Origin of the sequence: Pseudomonas sp. 22189, from assembly GCF_052045635.1 — a bacterium.
Lineage (GTDB): Bacteria > Pseudomonadota > Gammaproteobacteria > Pseudomonadales > Pseudomonadaceae > Aquipseudomonas > Aquipseudomonas parakoreensis.
In genome coordinates, this window is record NZ_JBQEPG010000045.1 from 1 (window position 1) to 19,317 (window position 19,317).

25 protein-coding genes are annotated in these 19,317 nt (G+C 59.9%); 15 read left to right on the forward strand and 10 right to left on the reverse strand.

The genetic code is table 11. From position 1 onward, the window contains the following. The first annotated feature begins 130 nt into the window (after positions 1-130). The 5 genes from ACTJKS_RS26870 to ACTJKS_RS26890 are packed head-to-tail and all read left to right on the forward strand — an operon-like array spanning position 131 to position 3,900. A complete protein-coding gene (locus tag ACTJKS_RS26870) occupies positions 131-538 on the forward strand; it encodes a FagA protein (protein WP_108181680.1) in 408 nt (135 codons plus the stop codon). Then, positions 519-1,895: a class II fumarate hydratase gene (locus tag ACTJKS_RS26875; protein ID WP_108181681.1), complete on the forward strand. Its 1,377-nt coding sequence runs from the start codon at positions 519-521 to the stop codon at positions 1,893-1,895. Before ACTJKS_RS26870 ends, ACTJKS_RS26875 begins: the two co-directional genes overlap by 20 nt. A gap of 27 nt (positions 1,896-1,922) precedes the next feature. Then, positions 1,923-2,363: a hypothetical protein gene (locus ACTJKS_RS26880; protein WP_108181682.1), complete on the forward strand. Its 441-nt coding sequence runs from the start codon at positions 1,923-1,925 to the stop codon at positions 2,361-2,363. A gap of 1 nt (position 2,364) precedes the next feature. Further along, positions 2,365-2,976 carry a superoxide dismutase gene (locus tag ACTJKS_RS26885; RefSeq protein ID WP_108181683.1) on the forward strand — a complete coding sequence of 204 codons (612 nt, stop codon included), beginning with the start codon at positions 2,365-2,367 and terminating at the stop codon, positions 2,974-2,976. Positions 2,977-3,006: 30 nt separating this feature from the next. Further along, positions 3,007-3,900, forward strand: coding sequence for a ZIP family metal transporter (locus ACTJKS_RS26890; protein ID WP_108181684.1), 894 nt, complete (start codon positions 3,007-3,009; stop codon positions 3,898-3,900). A gap of 88 nt (positions 3,901-3,988) precedes the next feature. Here the strand turns inward: ACTJKS_RS26890 and ACTJKS_RS26895 are convergent, their stop codons facing one another. The 10 genes from ACTJKS_RS26895 to ACTJKS_RS26940 form a co-directional block, all read right to left on the reverse strand. After that, positions 3,989-4,264 carry an HPr family phosphocarrier protein gene (locus tag ACTJKS_RS26895; RefSeq protein WP_041072841.1) on the reverse strand — a complete coding sequence of 92 codons (276 nt, stop codon included), beginning with the start codon at positions 4,262-4,264 and terminating at the stop codon, positions 3,989-3,991. Positions 4,265-4,279: 15 nt separating this feature from the next. Beyond that, the gene (rapZ, locus tag ACTJKS_RS26900; protein ID WP_041072843.1) at positions 4,280-5,137 is read right to left on the reverse strand and encodes an RNase adapter RapZ; all 858 of its coding nucleotides are present in this window, start codon (positions 5,135-5,137) and stop codon (positions 4,280-4,282) included. 2 nt (positions 5,138-5,139) lie between these two features. Then, entirely contained in the window at positions 5,140-5,604 is a 465-nt protein-coding gene (gene ptsN, locus ACTJKS_RS26905) for a PTS IIA-like nitrogen regulatory protein PtsN (RefSeq protein WP_041072845.1), read from the reverse strand. A 12-nt stretch (positions 5,605-5,616) separates the two neighbouring features. Next, the gene (hpf, locus tag ACTJKS_RS26910; RefSeq protein ID WP_025109458.1) at positions 5,617-5,925 is read right to left on the reverse strand and encodes a ribosome hibernation-promoting factor, HPF/YfiA family; all 309 of its coding nucleotides are present in this window, start codon (positions 5,923-5,925) and stop codon (positions 5,617-5,619) included. A gap of 73 nt (positions 5,926-5,998) precedes the next feature. Continuing rightward, positions 5,999-7,492 carry an RNA polymerase factor sigma-54 gene (locus ACTJKS_RS26915; RefSeq protein ID WP_108181685.1) on the reverse strand — a complete coding sequence of 498 codons (1,494 nt, stop codon included), beginning with the start codon at positions 7,490-7,492 and terminating at the stop codon, positions 5,999-6,001. Positions 7,493-7,680: 188 nt separating this feature from the next. Then, entirely contained in the window at positions 7,681-8,406 is a 726-nt protein-coding gene (gene lptB / locus ACTJKS_RS26920) for an LPS export ABC transporter ATP-binding protein (RefSeq protein WP_041072850.1), read from the reverse strand. Next, a complete protein-coding gene (gene lptA / locus ACTJKS_RS26925; RefSeq protein ID WP_025109456.1) occupies positions 8,406-8,951 on the reverse strand; it encodes a lipopolysaccharide transport periplasmic protein LptA in 546 nt (181 codons plus the stop codon). Before lptA ends, lptB begins: the two co-directional genes overlap by 1 nt. Further along, entirely contained in the window at positions 8,938-9,510 is a 573-nt protein-coding gene (lptC, locus tag ACTJKS_RS26930) for an LPS export ABC transporter periplasmic protein LptC (RefSeq protein WP_041072852.1), read from the reverse strand. The genes lptA and lptC overlap by 14 nt, the downstream gene beginning before the upstream one ends. Before the next feature lie 8 nt (positions 9,511-9,518). Then, positions 9,519-10,043 carry a KdsC family phosphatase gene (locus tag ACTJKS_RS26935; RefSeq protein WP_262949109.1) on the reverse strand — a complete coding sequence of 175 codons (525 nt, stop codon included), beginning with the start codon at positions 10,041-10,043 and terminating at the stop codon, positions 9,519-9,521. Further along, positions 10,043-11,017 carry a KpsF/GutQ family sugar-phosphate isomerase gene (locus tag ACTJKS_RS26940; RefSeq protein WP_027610849.1) on the reverse strand — a complete coding sequence of 325 codons (975 nt, stop codon included), beginning with the start codon at positions 11,015-11,017 and terminating at the stop codon, positions 10,043-10,045. Before ACTJKS_RS26940 ends, ACTJKS_RS26935 begins: the two co-directional genes overlap by 1 nt. A gap of 275 nt (positions 11,018-11,292) precedes the next feature. Here ACTJKS_RS26940 and ACTJKS_RS26945 point away from each other — a divergent pair, with 275 nt between their 5' ends. From ACTJKS_RS26945 to hisC, 10 genes are all read left to right on the forward strand, one after another. After that, the gene (locus ACTJKS_RS26945; RefSeq protein WP_003221703.1) at positions 11,293-12,102 is read left to right on the forward strand and encodes an ATP-binding cassette domain-containing protein; all 810 of its coding nucleotides are present in this window, start codon (positions 11,293-11,295) and stop codon (positions 12,100-12,102) included. Then, positions 12,102-12,899 carry a lipid asymmetry maintenance ABC transporter permease subunit MlaE gene (gene mlaE, locus ACTJKS_RS26950; RefSeq protein ID WP_025109452.1) on the forward strand — a complete coding sequence of 266 codons (798 nt, stop codon included), beginning with the start codon at positions 12,102-12,104 and terminating at the stop codon, positions 12,897-12,899. The genes ACTJKS_RS26945 and mlaE overlap by 1 nt, the downstream gene beginning before the upstream one ends. Continuing rightward, entirely contained in the window at positions 12,899-13,366 is a 468-nt protein-coding gene (mlaD, locus tag ACTJKS_RS26955) for an outer membrane lipid asymmetry maintenance protein MlaD (protein WP_007967220.1), read from the forward strand. Before mlaE ends, mlaD begins: the two co-directional genes overlap by 1 nt. Positions 13,367-13,377: 11 nt before the next feature. Further along, positions 13,378-14,031: an MlaC/ttg2D family ABC transporter substrate-binding protein gene (locus tag ACTJKS_RS26960; protein WP_041072855.1), complete on the forward strand. Its 654-nt coding sequence runs from the start codon at positions 13,378-13,380 to the stop codon at positions 14,029-14,031. After that, positions 14,028-14,333 (forward strand): STAS domain-containing protein, encoded by a 306-nt coding sequence (locus ACTJKS_RS26965; protein ID WP_108181687.1) that lies wholly within the window; start codon positions 14,028-14,030, stop codon positions 14,331-14,333. Before ACTJKS_RS26960 ends, ACTJKS_RS26965 begins: the two co-directional genes overlap by 4 nt. Before the next feature lie 116 nt (positions 14,334-14,449). Then, entirely contained in the window at positions 14,450-14,689 is a 240-nt protein-coding gene (locus tag ACTJKS_RS26970) for a BolA family protein (RefSeq protein WP_007953556.1), read from the forward strand. A gap of 22 nt (positions 14,690-14,711) precedes the next feature. Then, complete coding sequence (murA, locus tag ACTJKS_RS26975; protein WP_027610854.1) at positions 14,712-15,977, forward strand: UDP-N-acetylglucosamine 1-carboxyvinyltransferase; 1,266 nt, start codon at positions 14,712-14,714, stop codon at positions 15,975-15,977. A 126-nt stretch (positions 15,978-16,103) separates the two neighbouring features. Next, positions 16,104-16,739 carry an ATP phosphoribosyltransferase gene (hisG, locus tag ACTJKS_RS26980; protein WP_041072861.1) on the forward strand — a complete coding sequence of 212 codons (636 nt, stop codon included), beginning with the start codon at positions 16,104-16,106 and terminating at the stop codon, positions 16,737-16,739. Between the two features lie 125 nt (positions 16,740-16,864). After that, positions 16,865-18,190 carry a histidinol dehydrogenase gene (hisD, locus tag ACTJKS_RS26985; RefSeq protein WP_108181688.1) on the forward strand — a complete coding sequence of 442 codons (1,326 nt, stop codon included), beginning with the start codon at positions 16,865-16,867 and terminating at the stop codon, positions 18,188-18,190. 2 nt (positions 18,191-18,192) lie between these two features. Beyond that, positions 18,193-19,245 carry a histidinol-phosphate transaminase gene (hisC, locus tag ACTJKS_RS26990; RefSeq protein WP_108181689.1) on the forward strand — a complete coding sequence of 351 codons (1,053 nt, stop codon included), beginning with the start codon at positions 18,193-18,195 and terminating at the stop codon, positions 19,243-19,245. Positions 19,246-19,317 lie beyond the last annotated feature (72 nt).

The following is a 19,317-nucleotide window of genomic DNA, read 5'->3' on the forward strand; positions in this document are numbered from 1 at the left end:
CAGCGGTGACTGACACGACGCCTTCGCGAGCAGGCTCGCTCCCACAATGAAGTTTGTGTAACCAAGTGCTCTTGTTTTGGTTCTCATTATCATCTAATAATTAATCTCATCTCCGCACGAGTCCCGGATCATGAGTTCTGCCTTGCACGAGCAGCCATACCTCGAAAGCTGGCGCTGGATGAGTCGCCAGATCCGTTGCGCGATGGACCCCGACGAACCGCGCCTGATCGAACATTACCTGGCCGAAGGCCGTTATCTGGCCTGCTGTACGGCGACTTCCCCGTGGACCATCGCTGAAACCTCCTTCCGTCTGCTGCTCGACACAGCCACCGACATCGCGTTGCCATGGCACTGGCGCAGCTTGTGTCTCGATCAAGCCTGGCGCCCGCTGCGTGAAATGGAGCGTCTGTCGCTGTGCAACTGCCGACTCCAGCGTTGGCAGCGCTACACCTGGCAACTGGCGACCTGCGAGTTGCAACCCTCGATTCCTCTCATTGAATCAGTCCAAGGATTTACCGATGACCAAGACTCGTATTGAGCGCGACAGCATGGGCGAACTGCAGGTGCCGGTGGACGCTCTCTACGGCGCGCAGACCCAGCGCGCAGTGGATAACTTCCCGATCAGCGGCAAACCGATGCCATCGCAGTTCATCCGTGCGCTGATCCTCGCCAAAGCCGCCGCCGCACGGGCCAACGTTGAACTCAACCAGCTCAGCGCCTCGCAAGGCAAGGCCATCAGCGACGCCGCGCAAGGCCTGCTCGAAGGCGATTTCATGCAGCATTTTCCGGTGGATATCTTCCAGACCGGCTCCGGCACCAGTTCCAACATGAACGCCAACGAAGTAATCGCGACCCTCGCCAGTCGCCTGCTTGGCGAGCCGGTCAACCCGAACGATCATGTCAACTGCGGCCAGAGCAGCAACGACATCATCCCGACCACCATTCACGTCAGCGCCGCCCTGGCGTTGCACGAACAACTCCTGCCGGCGTTGCTGCACCTGGTGCAGGTCATCGAAAACAAAGCCGTGCAAGTGCATCACCACGTCAAAACCGGTCGCACGCACCTGATGGATGCGATGCCGGTGCGCATGAGTCAGGTGCTCAATGGTTGGGCGCAGCAGCTCAAGGCCAATATCGGTCATCTGCAGGATCTGCTGCCGAGCCTGCAATCGCTGGCGCAGGGTGGCACGGCCGTCGGCACCGGGATCAATGCGCACCCGGAATTCGCCGCGCGTTTCAGCCGCCAATTAAGCCAGCTGACCCATGTGCAATTCACTCCAGGCAAAGATCTGTTCGCCCTGATCGGCTCGCAGGACACCGCCGTCGCCGTCTCCGGCCAGCTCAAGGCCATTGCCGTGTCGCTGATGAAAATTGCCAATGACCTGCGCTGGATGAACTCCGGCCCGCTCGCCGGTCTCAGTGAAATCGAGCTGGAAGCTTTGCAGCCAGGGTCGTCGATCATGCCGGGCAAGGTCAATCCGGTGATCCCGGAAGCCACCGCGATGGTCGCCGCGCAGGTGATCGGTAACGACTCGGTGATCACTATCGCCGGCCAGTCGGGCAACTTCGAGCTGAACGTGATGCTGCCGATCATCGCCCAGAACCTCTTGAACAGCATCGAACTGCTGGCCAACGTCAGCCGTCTGCTCGGCGACAAAGCCATCGCCAGCTTCAAGGTCAACGAGTCGCGGCTCAAGGAAGCGCTGTCGCGCAACCCGATTCTGGTCACCGCGCTCAACCCGATCATCGGTTACCAGAAAGCCGCGGAAATCGCCAAGCAGGCCTACAAACAGGGGCGCCCGGTGATTGACGTCGCGCTGGAGCACACCGATCTGTCGCGCAGCCAACTGGAAGAGTTACTCAACCCCGAGAAACTCACTGCCGGCGGCGTATAAATCCCGCAACCGCTTTGGAGGTTCACCATGGAGCACTGGAAACGCACGATCGAACGGGCCAATCGCTGCTTCATGCTCGGCGAGCTGATTGACGCCCGCGAGGCTTATCTGCAAGCCCTGGCGTTGGCTCAAGTGCTGTTCGAACGCTGGACGGATGCCGACGAAGCGGTGGCGGCCTGCGTTATCTCCCACCACAACCTGGCGGACCTGCACCTGCGCCTGAACCAGCCGGAGGAGAGCGCCGAGTACCTCTGCGCGATTCATCAACGGCTGTTGCAAACCATGCAGGACGAGCGCCTGCGCCCGACCCTGCGGGAGGCGGCGTTGCGCCAGAGCAGCAAGACCTACGTCGAGCTGCTGAATTTCATCGGCGAACACGGCGAATACCCGCGCACCCAACGCCTGCTGCACCCGGATACCGGCAACGCACGCCGCGCTTCGGCTTCACACCATCATGGAGTCCACTGAAATGGCCTTTACCTTGCCTGCCTTGCCGTACGCCTACGACGCCCTGGAACCGCACATCGATGCGCAAACCATGGAGATTCACTACACCAAGCACCACCAGACCTACATCAACAACCTCAACACTGCCGTCGAAGGCACAGAGTATGCCGAGTGGCCGGTGGAGAAACTGGTCGCCAGCGTCCAGCAGTTACCGGAAAAACTCCGTGCGGCCGTGATCAATCAGGGGGGCGGTCACGCCAACCATTCGTTGTTCTGGGAAATCATGGTGCCCAACGGTGGCGGCAAGCCTGAAGGCGCGCTGGCCAAGGCGATTGATGACCAACTGGGCGGCCTCGACAGCTTCAAGGAAGCCTTCACCAAAGCCGCACTGACCCGTTTCGGCAGCGGCTGGGCCTGGCTCAGCGTCACTCCCGAGAAGAAGCTGATCGTGGAAAGCAGCGGCAATCAGGACAGCCCGCTGATGAATGGCAATACGCCGATTCTCGGTCTGGACGTCTGGGAACACGCCTACTATTTGCGTTATCAGAACCGTCGTCCGGAATACATCAACGCGTTCTACAACGTGATCAATTGGCCTGAAGTTGCCGCGCGTTATCAGGCTGCTCTGGTTTGAGTCATCCATGAAAACAATCCAAGGCTGACTATGGGTACTGAAACACTGGCGATCGGCGGTGGACGTATGTTTCGTTACGCAGTCGGTACGCTGTTGCTGTTAGCGGGCACGACCTTGCTGGTGGCACACGGGCTGGAATGGCTGAATCTGGAGCCCAAGCTGTCCCGGGCATTGCAGGGCGGCGCGATCTGCGCCCTCGGCACGGCGCTCGGGGCGGTGCCGGTATTGGTGATCCGGCGCATGCCTCAGAGGCTCAGCGATACGCTGCTGGGTTTCGGCGCCGGGGTAATGCTGGCGGCGACCGCATTCTCACTGATAGTGCCAGGCATCGCATCTGCTGAAAACCTGGGCCTGACACCGTGGGCTGCCAGCGGGTTGATCTGTTTCGGCATCATGCTCGGTGCATTCGGTCTGTATCTGGTGGATCTGAAACTGTCCGGCGCCTCACCGGAAATGCTCGTCGGTACCCCTGAGCGCCCGGTGATCCCGCCAAGGATCTGGTTGTTCGTCTTCGCCATCATTGCTCACAACATCCCGGAAGGCATGGCGGTGGGGGTGTCTGCTGGCGGCGGCATGCCGGATGCCGACAGTCTGGCGATGGGCATCGCCTTGCAGGATGTGCCGGAGGGGTTAGTGATTGCGCTGGTGTTGGCCGGGGCCGGGATGTCGCGGGTCAAGGCGTTTTTGATCGGTGCGGCGTCAGGGCTGGTCGAGCCGGTGTTTGCGCTGCTCTGTGCGTGGCTGGTCAGCCTGGCAGAGTTGTTGTTGCCGTTGGGGCTGGCGCTGGCCGCGGGAGCGATGTTGCTGGTAGTGACGCATGAGGTGATCCCCGAGTCGCGACGCAATGGTCATGACAAGCTGGCCAGTATTGGTTTGCTGATCGGGTTTTGTCTGATGATGGTGATGGATACGGCGTTGGGCTGAAAAAACATCGCAGCCTTCGGCAGCTCTTACAGTGAACGCATTCCAATGTAGGAGCTGCCGAAGGCTGCGATCTTTTGTTTCTGAGCTGTCAGCCGCCTTCGTCGAAGTAGTTGTTGATCAACTTCACCAGCGCATCCAGCGCTTCCTGTTCCTGATGGCCTTCAGTACTCAGATAGATCTTCGTGCCCTTGCCGGCAGCCAGCATCATCATCGCCATGATGCTTTTACCGTCCACGGTTGTTTCTGGTGTACGACCCACTCTGATCGTGCAATCCGGGAACTGGCCCGCCACCCCGACGAACTTGGCCGACGCTCGGGCATGCAGGCCCAGTTTATTGATGATTTCGATTTCCAGAGCAGGCATCGCGGTGTGAATCCTTTAAGTGAGGTCGCGGTGGCGAACCTGGACGTTCTTCAGGGTTTTCTGCAGGGCCTGACCCAGGCGTTCGGTCAGGTAAACGGAGCGGTGATGCCCACCTGTGCAGCCAATGGCAATGGTGACGTAGGCGCGGTTGCTCGCAGCGAAGCGTGGCAGCCATTTATTCAGATAGCCGAAGATATCCTGATACATCTCCTCGACTTCCGGTTGCGCCGCCAGGTATTCGGCGACCGGTGCATCGAGACCCGATTGGGCGCGTAGCTCCGGCTTCCAGTACGGGTTGGGCAGGCAGCGCACGTCGAATACCAGATCCGCATCCACCGGCATGCCGCGCTTGAAGCCGAACGACTCGACCAGAAATGCCGTGCCCGGCTCCGGCTGGTTCAGCAGGCGCAACTTGATGGTGTCACGCAGTTGGTACAGATTCAGGTTGGTAGTATTGACCTTGAGGTCGGCCAGGTCCGCAATCGGGCCCAGCAGGGCCGTCTCGTCTTGAATCGCTTCGGCCAGCGAACGATTGGCAGTGCTCAGCGGATGGCGCCGGCGGGTTTCCGAGAAGCGCTTGAGCAGCGTTTCTTCGTCGGCATCCAGATACAACACATCGCACTGGATGTGCCGGGCACGGACTTCTTCAAGCAGTTCGGGGAAACGCGACAGGTGGCTCGGCAGATTGCGTGCATCGATCGACACGGCCACCAGCGGCTGGGCCAGCTCGGTATGAATCAGGGCGCGTTCGGCGAGTTCCGGCAGCAGGCCGGCCGGCAGGTTGTCGATGCAGTAGTAGCCGTTGTCCTCAAGGACATCCAGGGCAGTACTTTTACCCGAGCCGGAGCGGCCGCTGACGATGATCAAACGCATGATTAATGACCGTTCTGCTCGCTCAGGACGACCTGATACAAGGCTTCGTTACTCGGTGCGCTGCGCAGTTTTTCGCGCACTTCCTTGCGATCGAGCATGCTGGCGATCTGGCGCAGTAATTCCAGGTGAGCATCGGTGGCCGCTTCCGGGACCAGCAGGACAAACAGCAAGTCAACCGGAGCGCCGTCGATGGCATCGAAATCGATGGGGGCATCAAGGTGCATCAATGCGCTGATAGGCGCTTCGCAGCCTTTGAGGCGACAGTGGGGAATGGCGATGCCGTTGCCGAAACCGGTGGAACCGAGTTTCTCACGGGCGATCAGCGCATCGAACACATCCTGCATGGCCAGATCCGGCACTTCTTTATGGATGAGGTTGGCAATCTGTTCGAGGGCTTTCTTTTTACTGCCGCCCGGCACGTTCACCAGGGAACGGCCGGGGGTCAGGATACTTTCAAGTCGGATCATGGGTTGGGGGTGTTAACGACCGGTTGCGCCCTGGAGGAGGCTCTGGGTCTTTTCCTTATGCTTTTTGAGTTGGCGATCCAGCTTGTCGGTCAGTGAGTCGATCGCAGCATACATGTCGGTATCTTCTGCGTTGGCGACCACTTCGCTGCCGGGAATATGCAAGGTGGCTTCGATTTTCTGCTTGAGCTTTTCGACGCACATCGTGACCTGCACGTTGGTGATCTTGTCGAAATGGCGCTCCAATCGTTCGAGTTTCTCGTTGATGTAGGTGCGCAGAGGTTCGGTCACTTCCAGTTGGTGTCCACTGATGTTGACTTGCATACAGCTTCTCCTTCGTTGCCAGTGCATAAAGCGGCAGGCCGGATAGCCTGCCACTGGAACGCTGTAACGTGGCTTACATCAACCGCTTGCGTTCGCTCGAAGGCGCGATCCCGAGGGATTCGCGGTACTTGGCGACGGTGCGGCGAGCCACCTGAATGCCTTGTGCCTCCAGTAAACCAGCGATCTTGCTGTCACTCAATGGCTTTTTCTGATTTTCCGCCGCGACCAGTTTTTTGATGATCGCGCGGATCGCCGTGGAGGAGCATTCACCGCCTTCAGAGGTGCTGACGTGGCTGGAGAAAAAGTATTTCAGTTCATAAATGCCCCGAGGGGTATGCATGAATTTCTGCGTGGTGACCCGGGAAATCGTCGATTCGTGCATGCCGACCGCCTCGGCGATGTCATGCAGGACCAACGGTTTCATGGCTTCATCGCCGTATTCCAGGAAGCCGCGCTGATGCTCGACGATCTGGGTGGCCACCTTCATCAGGGTTTCGTTGCGGCTTTGCAGGCTCTTGATGAACCAGCGTGCCTCTTGCAACTGGTTGCGCATGAAGGTGTTGTCGGCGCTGGTGTCGGCGCGTCGCACGAAGCCGGCATACTGCGCATTGACCCGCAGACGAGGCACCGACTCCTGATTCAGCTCGACCAGCCAGCGTTCGTTGTCCTTGCGCACAATCACGTCAGGCACCACGTACTCGGCTTCGGTGGATTCGATCTGTGAACCCGGGCGCGGATTGAGGCTCTGCACCAGTTCGATGACCTGACGCAGCTCGTCTTCCTTGAGCTTCATGCGTCGCATCAGCTGGCTGTAGTCGCGACTGCCAAGCAGATCGATGTAATCGCTGACCAGACGCTTGGCCTCGTTCAGCCAAGGAGTCTTGGCCGGGAGCTGACGCAGTTGCAGCAACAGGCATTCGCCGAGGTTGCGTGCGCCGATGCCGGCGGGTTCGAACTGCTGGATGCGATGCAGGACGGCTTCGATCTCGTCCAGCTCGATGTCGAGTTCCGGATCAAAGGCGTCGAGAATTTCTTCGAGGGTTTCGTCGAGGTAGCCCTGATTGTTGATGCAATCGATCAGGGTCACGGCGATCAGGCGGTCGGTGTCGGACATCGGCGCCAGGTTCAGTTGCCACAGCAGATGGCTTTGCAGGCTTTCCCCGGCGGAGGTGCGGGTGGTGAAGTCCCACTCATCGTCATCGCTGCTGGGCAGGCTGCTGGCGCTGGTCTGGTAGACGTCTTCCCAGGCGGTATCAACGGGCAATTCGTTAGGAATGCGCTCGTTCCATTCGCCTTCCTCCAGGTTGTCCACCGTCGGGGCGGTTTCCTGATAGGAAGGTTCCTGAATCTCGGTGTTGGTTTTTTGTTCGGCGTTGTCGGCCAATGGATCGGAGTTGTCGAAGTCGTCGCCTTCTTCCTGGCGCTCGAGCATCGGATTGGATTCCAGGGCCTCCTGGATTTCCTGTTGCAGGTCCAGGGTCGACAATTGGAGCAGGCGGATGGCCTGTTGCAGCTGCGGTGTCATCGTCAGCTGCTGGCCCATTCTCAAGACTAGCGATGGTTTCATGGCAGGGGCTTAACACCTTATTCGCCGGCGCGCATGCGCCATCCACTACAGGGCGCCGAAGCGCCAAACTTAAGCAAATTATATGCCTGAAACTGTCGTGTTTGCCTAGAGCGCTGTAACAATAAAGCGTATAAAAAAAGCGCTTCAGCGTTACAGCACCCGGACGGCTGGCCGAATGCGCTCGCGCTTTAGAGGCGGAACTCGTGGCCCAGGTACACTTCCTTCACCAGATCGTTGGCAAGGATGGTTGCCGCATCGCCTTCAGCGATCAGTTGACCGTCGTTGACGATGTAGGCGGTCTCGCAGATATCCAGCGTCTCACGCACGTTGTGGTCGGTGATCAGCACACCGATGCCCTTGGCCTTGAGGTGATGGATGATCTGCTTGATGTCGCCGACCGAGATCGGGTCGACACCGGCGAACGGTTCGTCGAGCAGGATGAATTTCGGGGCGGTCGCCAGGGCGCGGGCGATTTCCACCCGACGGCGTTCACCACCGGACAGGCTCATGCCGAGGTTGTCTCGGATGTGGCTGATATGGAACTCCTGCAGCAGGCTTTCCAGCTCCTTGCGACGGCCGGCCTTGTCGAGTTCCTGACGGGTCTCGAGGATGGCCATGATGTTGTCGGCCACCGACAGTTTGCGGAAGATCGACGCTTCTTGCGGCAGATAGCCGATACCGGCCTTGGCGCGACCGTGCATCGGCTGGTGGCTGACGTCCAGATCGTCGATCAGCACGCGACCCTGATCGGCCTGCACCAGGCCGACGATCATGTAGAAGCAGGTGGTCTTGCCGGCACCGTTCGGGCCGAGCAGGCCGACGATCTGGCCGCTGTCGATCGACAGACTGACGTCACGCACGACCTGACGGCTTTTATAGGCCTTGGCCAGGTGCTGAGCTTTCAGAGTTGCCATTACTGGGTTTTCTCGTCGGTTTTCTTCTTCGGCTGGATCACCATGTCGATGCGCGGACGCGTCTCGGTGACCTTGTTGCCGGTAGCGCGACCGGCGCTGGCCAGTTTTCTCACCGTGTCATAGACGATTTTCTCGCCTTGGGTGGTGTTGTTGTCCTTGTCGACAACCTTGGCCTTGTCGATCAGCACGACGCGGTTTTGCGCGGCGTGATACTGGATCGTCACGCCCCAGCCCTGTACAGGCTTGGTGTCACCCTGGGTTTGCAACTGCTCGAAGTAGGCAAGGTTACCCACCGAGGTCACCACGTCGATGTCGCCGGTCGGGGTACGGGTGATGGTTACCGTATTGCCCTTAACGATCATCGAACCCTGGGTGATGATCACGTCACCTTTATAGGTGGCGATGCCGTTCTTGTCGTCCAGTTGGGCGTCGTCGGCCTGAATGCGGATAGGTTGCTGCTGATCGTTCGGCAGAGCCCAGGCGCTCACGCTTCCCAGTGCTGCGCCCAGACTGAGCAAAATAGGGAGGGTTTTAACGAGCCTCATACTGTCCTCTTACGTTCGATTGCAGGTGTATCCTGCTTTCCTTCAAATACGCCTTCATTCCCACGCCAGTCGATACACCGCCAGCGCCGTCGATTCTAACGGGTTGCTCGGTCTGCGCATATTGCTGCTGAGGGAACACCGTCATGCGGGTGCTGGTGATCAGGGTGTCGCGGTTCTTTTCATCGGTGCGCTTGATGCGTACCGAGTCGATCAGTTCTACCTGGGTTCCGTCCGGGTTCACTTCGCCACGCTCGCTGGTCACGTGCCACGGAAAGTCTGTGCCGCGGAACATGTTGAGGTCGGGTTTGGTGACCAGTGTCACGTCCGTCGCTTTCAGATGCTCGGCCTTGTCCGACGTCATTTCGTACTGCACCTTGCCGTCCGGAAGGTATTGCAGGGTATGCGTGTTCGTGGCGTACCAGTCGATGGCGGTGTCTTCGACCTTGGTCACAGGTTTGTCGAGGAACCGTTCAGGGCTGATGTTCCAGTAGCCGACCGCTGCGAACAGGGCAGCGATACAGCCGAACAACAGGAAGTTGCGAAATTTTTTGCTAAACATGGTTTGGCTCACAGGTACGCGGCGTTGGCCGCATCGAGGCGGCCCTGGGCGCGCAGGATCAATTCGCAGAACTCTCGGGCGGCACCTTCGCCACCGCGGGCCCGAGTGACGCCATGGGCGTGTTCGCGCACGAAGTCGGCAGCATTGGCCACGGCCATGCCCAAGCCTACGCGGCGGATCACCGGCAGGTCAGGCAGGTCGTCACCGAGGTAGGCGACCTGTTCATAGCTTAGGCCCAGTTGCGCCAATAGGCCGTCCAGAACCACCAATTTGTCTTCGCGGCCCTGAAACAGGTGCGGGATGCCGAGGTTCTTCGCCCGGCGCTCAACCACCGGCGTCTTGCGGCCGCTGATGATGGCGGTTTCGACGCCGGCATTCATCAGCATCTTGATGCCCTGGCCGTCGAGGGTGTTGAAGGTCTTGAATTCGCTGCCGTCTTCGAGGAAGTACAGGCGCCCGTCGGTGAGGACGCCATCGACGTCGAACACCGCCAGTTTGATCGCTTTGCCGCGTTGCAGCATATCGGTTGTCATTACATCACTCCTGCACGCAGCAGATCGGAGAGGTTGAAGGCGCCGATCGGGCGATCTTCTTCGTCCACGACCACCAGTGCGTTGATTCGGTGGTCTTCCATGATTTTCAGCGCTTCGGCGGCGAGCATCTCGGGCCGTGCGGTCTTGCCGTGCGCGGTCATGACCTGGTCGATGGTGGCGCTGCGGATGTCGATGCTGCGATCCAGGGTGCGGCGCAAGTCGCCGTCGGTGAAGATCCCGGCGAGTTTGCCATCGGCTTCAACGATCGCGGTCATGCCCAGGCCCTTGCGGGTCATTTCCATGAGCGCGTCCTTGAGCAGGGTGCCGCGTTGCACTTGCGGCAGCTCCTGGCCGGCGTGCATGACGTTTTCCACTTTCAGCAGCAGGCGTCGACCCAGGGCGCCGCCCGGGTGGGAGAAAGCAAAATCTTCGGCGGTAAAACCCCGGGCTTCCAGCAGCGCCACGGCCAGGGCATCGCCCATGACCAGCGCAGCGGTGGTCGAGGAAGTCGGTGCCAGGTTCAGCGGGCAGGCTTCGTGCTCGACGTGAACGTTGAGATTGACTTCGGCGGCCTTGGCCAGCGGTGACTGTGGATTGCCGGTCAGGCTGATCAACTGGATGCCCAGGCGTTTGATCAACGGCAGCAGGGTGACGATTTCGTTGGTCGAGCCGGAGTTGGAGAGGGCGAGGATCACGTCATCGCGGGTGATCATGCCCATGTCACCGTGGCTGGCTTCGGCTGGATGAACAAAAAAGGCCGGGGTGCCGGTGCTGGCCAGGGTCGCGGCAATCTTGTTGCCGACGTGCCCGGATTTACCCATGCCGACCACTACCACACGGCCCTTGCTGGCCAGAATCATCTCGCAAGCGCGTACGAAATCGGCGTCGATATGGGGCAACAAGCCTTGTACGGCTTCCACTTCGAGGCGGATGGTGCGTTGTGCCGATTGAATCAGGTCGCTGGATTGGCTCATGTCAGAAATCGTATAGCCCGATGAAAAGGCGGCGATTATAGCGGTTATGTTGAAAAGCCTCACGCAAGTTCGTCGAGCTTTGTCATTCCTGGCAACCAAAACCCCGAAAAAGTGCCGTCGGGCCTGTCATATCGTTGAACGCGGAGGGGCATGGGCCTTGGGCGCTTGGCGTTTGCAGTGATATAGTTCGCCGCCAGTTCGGCCTGCCCGGGAGGTATGTGCTTTCTGCGGAAAGCCAGGCGTCCGAGTGAGAGGCTGCATCGCAAGGAGTTTAGATGAGTGCCGATAACGCCTACGCGGTCGAGCTGAAGGGAGTCTCCTTCAAGCGCGGTGCGCGCAGCATTTTCAATAACGTCGATATTCGCATCCCGCGTGGCAAGGTTACCGGCATCATGGGGCCTTCCGGGTGTGGCAAGACCACGCTGCTGCGACTGATGGGCGCGCAATTGCGTCCCTCCAGCGGGGAAGTCTGGGTCAACGGTCAGAACCTGCCGACGCTGTCGCGCAGTGATCTGTTCGATGCGCGAAAGCACATGGGTGTGCTGTTTCAGAGTGGCGCGCTGTTTACCGATCTCGATGTCTTCGAGAACGTCGCTTTCCCCTTGCGGGTTCATACCCAATTACCGGACGAGATGATCCGCGACATCGTCCTGCTCAAATTGCAGGCGGTTGGACTGCGCGGCGCGATCGAGCTGATGCCGGACGAGCTGTCGGGCGGCATGAAACGTCGCGTGGCGCTGGCGCGGGCGATCGCGCTCGATCCGCAGATTCTCATGTATGACGAGCCTTTCGTTGGTCAGGATCCGATCGCCATGGGCGTGCTGGTGCGCCTGATCCGTCTGCTCAATGATGCGCTGGGCATTACCAGCATTGTGGTTTCCCACGACCTGGCCGAAACCGCGAGCATCGCTGACTACATTTATGTAGTGGGTGATGGTCAGGTGCTGGGGCAGGGTACGCCGGACGAATTGATGAACTCGGATGAACCGCGTATTCGCCAGTTCATGACCGGCAACCCCGATGGCCCGGTGCCGTACCATTTTCCAGCGACGGATTACCGCGCAGATCTTCTGGGGAAGCGCTGATGCGCAGAATTTCATTGATAGAACGCGTACGCCGCTTTGGCGAGACGGCGATCGACGCCGTGGCGGTGTTTGGCCGCGCGACCCTGTTCCTGTTTCACGCCCTGCTCGGTCGTGGCGGCATCAGTGGCGGTTTTGGTCTGCTGGTCAAGCAACTGCATTCGGTTGGCGTGATGTCGCTGGTGATCATCGTCGTCTCCGGGATTTTCATCGGCATGGTGCTGGCGCTGCAGGGCTTCAGTATTCTGTCGAGCTACGGTTCGGAGCAGGCAGTGGGGCAGATGGTCGCCCTGACCTTGCTGCGTGAATTGGGTCCGGTGGTGACGGCGCTGCTGTTTGCCGGGCGTGCCGGTTCGGCGCTGACGGCCGAAATCGGCAACATGAAGTCCACCGAACAGCTTTCCAGCCTGGAAATGATCGGTGTCGACCCGCTCAAGTACATCATTGCTCCGCGCCTGTGGGCCGGTTTCATTTCCCTGCCGGTGCTGGCGATGATTTTCAGCGTGGTAGGCATCTGGGGTGGATCGTGGGTGGCTGTCGACTGGCTGGGTGTGTATGAAGGCTCTTATTGGGCGAACATGCAGAACAGCGTGAATTTCACCAGTGACGTGCTCAACGGCGTGATCAAAAGTATTGTTTTCGCCTTTGTAGTGACCTGGATTGCCGTATTCCAAGGCTATGACTGTGAGCCCACTTCCGAGGGTATCAGTCGTGCCACCACCAAGACCGTGGTGTTTGCCTCGCTGGCAGTGCTCGGCCTGGACTTTATTCTGACCGCTTTGATGTTTGGAGATTTCTGATGCAAAACCGCACCCTGGAAATCGGTGTCGGCCTGTTCCTGCTGGCAGGGATCCTGGCCTTGTTGCTGCTTGCGCTGCGGGTCAGTGGCCTGTCTCCGACCTCGACCACCGACACCTATAAGCTGTATGCCTACTTCGACAATATCGCCGGTTTGACGGTCAGAGCCAAAGTGACCATGGCCGGTGTAACCATCGGCAAGGTCACGGCCATCGATCTGGATCGCGACAGCTTCACCGGTCGGGTCACCCTGCAAGTGGATAAAAAGGTCGACAACCTGCCGACCGACTCCACAGCGTCTATCCTGACCGCTGGCCTGTTGGGCGAGAAATACATCGGTATCAGCGTGGGTGGGGAAGACACTCGTCTGAAGGATGGTGGAACCATCCACGACACGCAGTCGTCTCTGGTACTGGAAGACCTGATCGGTAAATTCCTGCTCAATACCGTTAGCAAAGACGCCAAATGAGGAGCTTTTGAATGATCTCTACCTTGCGACGTGGCCTGTTGGTGTTGCTTGCGACACTGCCACTGCTGGCTAACGCTGCGCCCGGGCAATCGGCGCACGATCTGGTTCAGGACACCACGAACCGGATGCTGGCCGACCTGTCGGCCAACAAAGCGAAATACAAGCAGGATCCGGCTGATTTCTATGCCGCGTTGAACAACATCGTCGGCCCGGTAGTGGATGCCGAGGGCATTTCCAAGAGCATCATGACGGTCAAGTATTCGCGCAAGGCCACGCCGGCGCAGATGCAGACCTTCCAGGAAAACTTCAAGAAAGGCCTGTTCCAGTTCTACGGCAATGCCTTGCTCGAATACAACAATCAGGGCATCACGGTTGATCCGGCCAAGGATGAATCGGGTGATCGCACCAGCGTCGGCATGACCGTCAAGGGCAGCAACGGCGCGATCTATCCGGTGCAGTACACGCTGGAGAAGATCAACGGTGAGTGGAAGCTGCGCAACGTGATCATCAACGGCATCAACATCGGCAAGCTGTTCCGTGATCAGTTCGCGGATGCGATGCAGCGCAATGGCAACGATCTGGACAAGACCATCAACAATTGGGCTGGCGAAGTGGCCAAGGCCAAGGAAACCACCGAGAAAGCTGCCGAGAAGCCAGCGCAATGAATGAGGCGGCAGTTCGTATGAGTGATGTCGACGAGCTATTGCTCAGCGGAGTGCTGGACTATCGCACGGGCCCCGACCTGCGCAAGGAGGGCCAGGCGCTGATCAAGTCCAGCAAGGCGGCATCGCTGGTGATTGATTGTTCGGCAGTGAAGAAGTCCAGCAGCGTCGGCTTGTCCTTGCTGCTGTGCTTCATGCGCGATGCTCAGGCGGCCGGCAAGGCCGTCAGCGTCCGCGCGATGCCGGAAGACATGCGCGAAATCGCTCAGGTCAGCGAACTGACCGAGTTGCTGGCGCACCCCTGAACCCGCATCGACAAACAAGCCCCCCGTCAGAGTCCTGCCAATGCGGGGTTCGCAGGCGCGGGGCTTTTTTGTATGATGTCCGACCCGTGCGCACAGGGCGCCGATTGAGGTTGAGCATGCAGGCCGTAGAAGTGAAGAGCTTCCTTGAAGGAAAGCTGCCAGGAACGCAGGTGGAAGTTGAAGGCGAAGGCTGCAACTTCCAGCTGAACGTGATTAGTGATGAACTGGCGGCGTTGAGCCCGGTCAAGCGTCAGCAAAGCATCTATGCCCATTTGAACCCTTGGATCGCTGATGGCAGCATCCACGCGGTCACTATGAAATTTTTCAGCAGCGCGGCCTGGGCCGAGCGCACCTGAGCCCTAGGGCGTCGAGATTCTTATGGATAAATTGATTATTACCGGTGGCGTTCGTCTTGATGGCGAAATCCGTATCTCCGGGGCGAAGAACTCCGCCCTGCCGATTCTGGCTGCCACCCTGCTGTGCGATGGCCCGGTGACCGTTGGCAACCTGCCGCACCTGCACGACATCACCACCATGATCGAGCTGTTCGGTCGCATGGGCATCGAGCCTGTGATCGACGAGAAACTCAGCGTTGAAATCGACCCACGTACCATCAAGACCCTGATCGCGCCGTACGAGCTGGTGAAAACCATGCGTGCCTCGATCCTGGTTCTGGGGCCGATGGTTGCCCGTTTCGGTGAAGCCGAAGTCGCTCTGCCTGGCGGTTGCGCCATCGGTTCGCGTCCGGTTGACCTGCACATCCGTGGTCTCGAAGCCATGGGCGCGGTGATCGACGTCGAAGGCGGCTACATCAAGGCCAAGGCGCCTGAAGGCGGCCTGCGCGGTGCGCACTTCTTCTTTGATACCGTCAGCGTGACCGGTACCGAAAACATCATGATGGCGGCTGCCCTGGCCAAGGGGCGCAGCGTGCTGCAGAACGCTGCGCGCGAGCCGGAAGTCGTCGACCTGGCGAATTTCCTCAACGCCATGGGCGCCAAGGTTTCCGGTGCCGGTACCGACACCATCACCATCGATGGCGTCGAGCGCCTGGGTTCGTGTTTCTACAAGGTCATGCCTGACCGTATCGAAACCGGCACCTACCTGGTGGCCGCTGCGGTCACCGGTGGCCGCGTCAAGGTCAAGGACACTGATCCGACCATTCTTGAAGCGGTCCTGGAAAAGCTCCGTGAGTCCGGTGCGGAAATCACCTGCGGTGAAGACTGGATCGAGCTGAACATGCACGGCAAACGCCCGAAAGCGGTCAACGTGCGCACAGCGCCGTACCCGGCATTCCCGACCGACATGCAGGCGCAGTTCATCTCGCTCAACGCCATTGCCGAAGGCACCGGTGCAGTGATCGAGACGATCTTCGAAAACCGTTTCATGCACGTGTACGAACTGCACCGCATGGGCGCCAGGATCCAGGTCGAAGGCAACACTGCGATCGTCACCGGTACTGAAGTGCTGAAGGGCGCGCCAGTGATGGCCACCGACCTGCGTGCTTCGGCGAGTCTGGTGATTTCGGCCCTGGTGGCCGAGGGCGATACCCTGATCGACCGCATCTACCACATCGACCGTGGTTACGAGTGCATCGAAGAAAAACTGCAGATGCTGGGCGCCAAGATCCGTCGCGTTCCGGGCTAGTCGCTGCACTGGGCACAGGGAGGTGTCCACTGAATTTGTTTCGAGTCGAGCCGGTATCCGGCTCGATGTGTGTCCGGCGCCGATTGCGACCGGACATGAGTACCTTGATAAGGACTGACGTTTCCCATGTTGACCATCGCACTGTCCAAGGGCCGCATCCTTGACGACACCCTGCCGCTTCTCGCTGAAGCGGGCATCGTGCCGACCGAGAATCCGGACAAGAGCCGCAAACTGATCATCCCCACCACTCAGGATGACGTACGTCTGTTGATCGTGCGTGCCACCGACGTGCCGACCTATGTCGAGCATGGCGCGGCCGACCTCGGCGTCGCCGGTAAAGACGTGCTGATGGAATACACCGGCCAGGGCCTCTACGAGCCGCTGGATCTGCAGATTGCCCAGTGCAAGCTGATGACGGCCGGCAAGATCGGCGCAGCCGAGCCCAAGGGCCGTCTGCGCGTGGCGACCAAGTTCGTCAACGTTGCCAAGCGCTACTACGCCGAGCAGGGCCGTCAGGTCGACATCATCAAGCTCTACGGCTCGATGGAGCTGGCGCCGCTGATCGGTCTGGCCGACAAGATCATCGACGTGGTCGACACCGGCAATACACTGCGCGCCAACGGCCTGGAACCTCAGGAACTGATCGCCACGATCAGCTCGCGCCTGGTGGTCAACAAGGCTTCGATGAAGATGCAACACGCCCGAATCCAGGCGTTGATCGATACCCTGCGCACGGCAGTGGAATCGCGACACCGCGGCTGATGTACCTGCGCGACCTTGAGTCGCGCCCGTCTATCCGCCTCATAGCCAGAATCTCAGGTGCCCAAGCGGAAACGACTGCTAAGTTAGGGCGCCTGAGTTTTTGCCATTCCTATGAGGCTCTCGCTATGACCGCACCGACTGCAATTCGCCGACTCAACGCTGCTGACCCGGATTTCGCGCATCATCTGGATCATCTGCTGAGCTGGGAAAGTGTGTCTGACGACTCGGTCAATCAGCGCGTGCTGGACATCATCAAGGCGGTGCGCGAGCGCGGTGACGCGGCGCTGGTCGAGTTCACCCAGAAGTTCGACGGCCTCGAAGTCGCCTCCATGGCCGACCTGATCCTGCCGCGCGAGCGTCTGGAACTGGCCCTGACCCGCATCACTGTCCCGCAACGCGAAGCGCTGGAAAAAGCCGCGGCGCGGGTGCGCAGCTACCACGAAAAACAGAAACAGGATTCCTGGAGCTACACCGAAGCCGACGGCACCGTGCTCGGGCAGAAGGTCACACCACTGGATCGCGCCGGCCTGTACGTGCCGGGCGGCAAGGCGTCGTACCCGTCGTCGGTGTTGATGAACGCGATTCCGGCCAAGGTCGCCGGCGTGACCGAAGTGGTCATGGTGGTGCCGACCCCGCGCGGTGAAATCAATGAGCTGGTGCTGGCGGCGGCGTGCATTGCCGGCGTTGACCGGGTGTTCACCATCGGCGGCGCGCAAGCGGTTGCTGCGCTGGCTTACGGTACCGAAAGCGTGCCGCAGGTGGACAAAGTCGTCGGCCCGGGCAACATTTATGTCGCCACCGCCAAACGACACGTGTTCGGTCAGGTCGGCATCGACATGATCGCCGGCCCGTCGGAAATCCTCGTGGTCTGCGACGGCCAGACCGATCCGGACTGGATCGCCATGGACCTGTTCTCCCAGGCCGAGCACGACGAAGACGCGCAGGCGATTCTGGTCAGCCCGGATGCCGAATTCCTCGACAAGGTTGCGGCGAGCATCGACAAACTGCTGCCGACCATGGACCGCGCGGCCATCATCGAAACTTCGATCAATGGTCGCGGTGCGCTGATTCACGTGCGCGACATGGCGCAAGCCATCGAAGTCGCCAACCGCATCGCCCCGGAACACCTCGAATTGTCGGTGGCCGACCCGCAAGCCTGGCTGCCGCAGATTCGCCACGCCGGCGCGATCTTCATGGGCCGCCACACCTCGGAAGCGCTGGGTGATTACTGCGCCGGCCCGAACCACGTGCTGCCAACGTCCGGCACCGCGCGTTTCTCCTCACCGCTGGGCGTGTACGACTTCCAGAAACGTTCGTCGATCATCTTCTGCTCCGAGGCCGGCGCTTCCGAGCTGGGCAAGACCGCGTCCGTGCTGGCCCGTGGCGAATCCCTGAGCGCGCACGCCCGCAGCGCCGAATACCGCATCAAAGACGAAGTGAAGGGGAATTGAACATGAGTAAATTCTGGAGCCCGTTCGTCAAGGATCTGGTGCCGTATGTGCCGGGCGAACAGCCGAAGCTGACCAGACTGGTCAAGCTCAACACCAACGAAAACCCTTACGGCCCGTCGCCCAAAGCCCTGGCGGCGATGCAAACCGAGCTCAACGACAACCTGCGCCTGTACCCGGATCCGAACAGCGATCTGCTGAAAACCGCCGTCGCCCACTACTACGGCGTGCAGAGCAATCAGGTGTTCCTCGGCAACGGTTCGGACGAGGTGCTCGCGCACATTTTCCACGGTCTGCTGCAACACGAGCAGCCACTGCTGTTTCCGGACATCAGCTACAGCTTCTATCCGGTGTACTGCGGTCTGTACGGCATCCAGTTCGATGCCGTGCCGCTGGACGCGCAGTTCCAGATCAACCCGGCGGACTACGCCAAACCGAACGGCGGGATCATTTTCCCGAATCCGAACGCACCGACCGGTTGCCTGCTGGCACTGGAAGCGGTCGAGCAGATCCTCAAGGCCAGCCCGGATTCGGTGGTTGTGGTGGACGAGGCTTATATCGACTTCGGCGGCGAAACCGCGATCAGCCTGGTGGACCGTTATCCGAACCTGCTGGTGACCCAGACCTTGTCCAAGTCGCGCTCGCTGGCCGGCCTGCGCGTCGGTCTGGCGGTGGGTCATCCGGATCTGATCGAAGCGCTGGAGCGAATCAAGAACAGCTTCAACTCCTATCCGCTGGATCGCCTGGCGATTGTCGGAGCGGCGGCCGCGTTCGAGGATCGCGAGTATTTCGACAAGACCTGCCGTCTGGTCATCGAAAGTCGTGAGTGGGTCATCGCGCAATTGCAGGTCAAGGGGTTTGAGGTGCTGCCGTCGGCGGCAAACTTCATCTTCGCCCGGCACCCGCAACACGATGCAGCGGGGCTGGCAGCCAAGTTGCGCGAGCAGGGCGTGATTGTGCGCCACTTCAAGCAGGAGCGGATTGCCCAGTTCCTGCGGATCTCGATCGGTACGCCGGAGCAGAATCAGGCGCTGATCGACGGCCTCGGCGACCTGTAGAACACCGCTAAACCTGTGGGAGCGAGCCTGCTCGCGAAAGCGGTCTGTCATTCAACATCATTGTTGACTGTG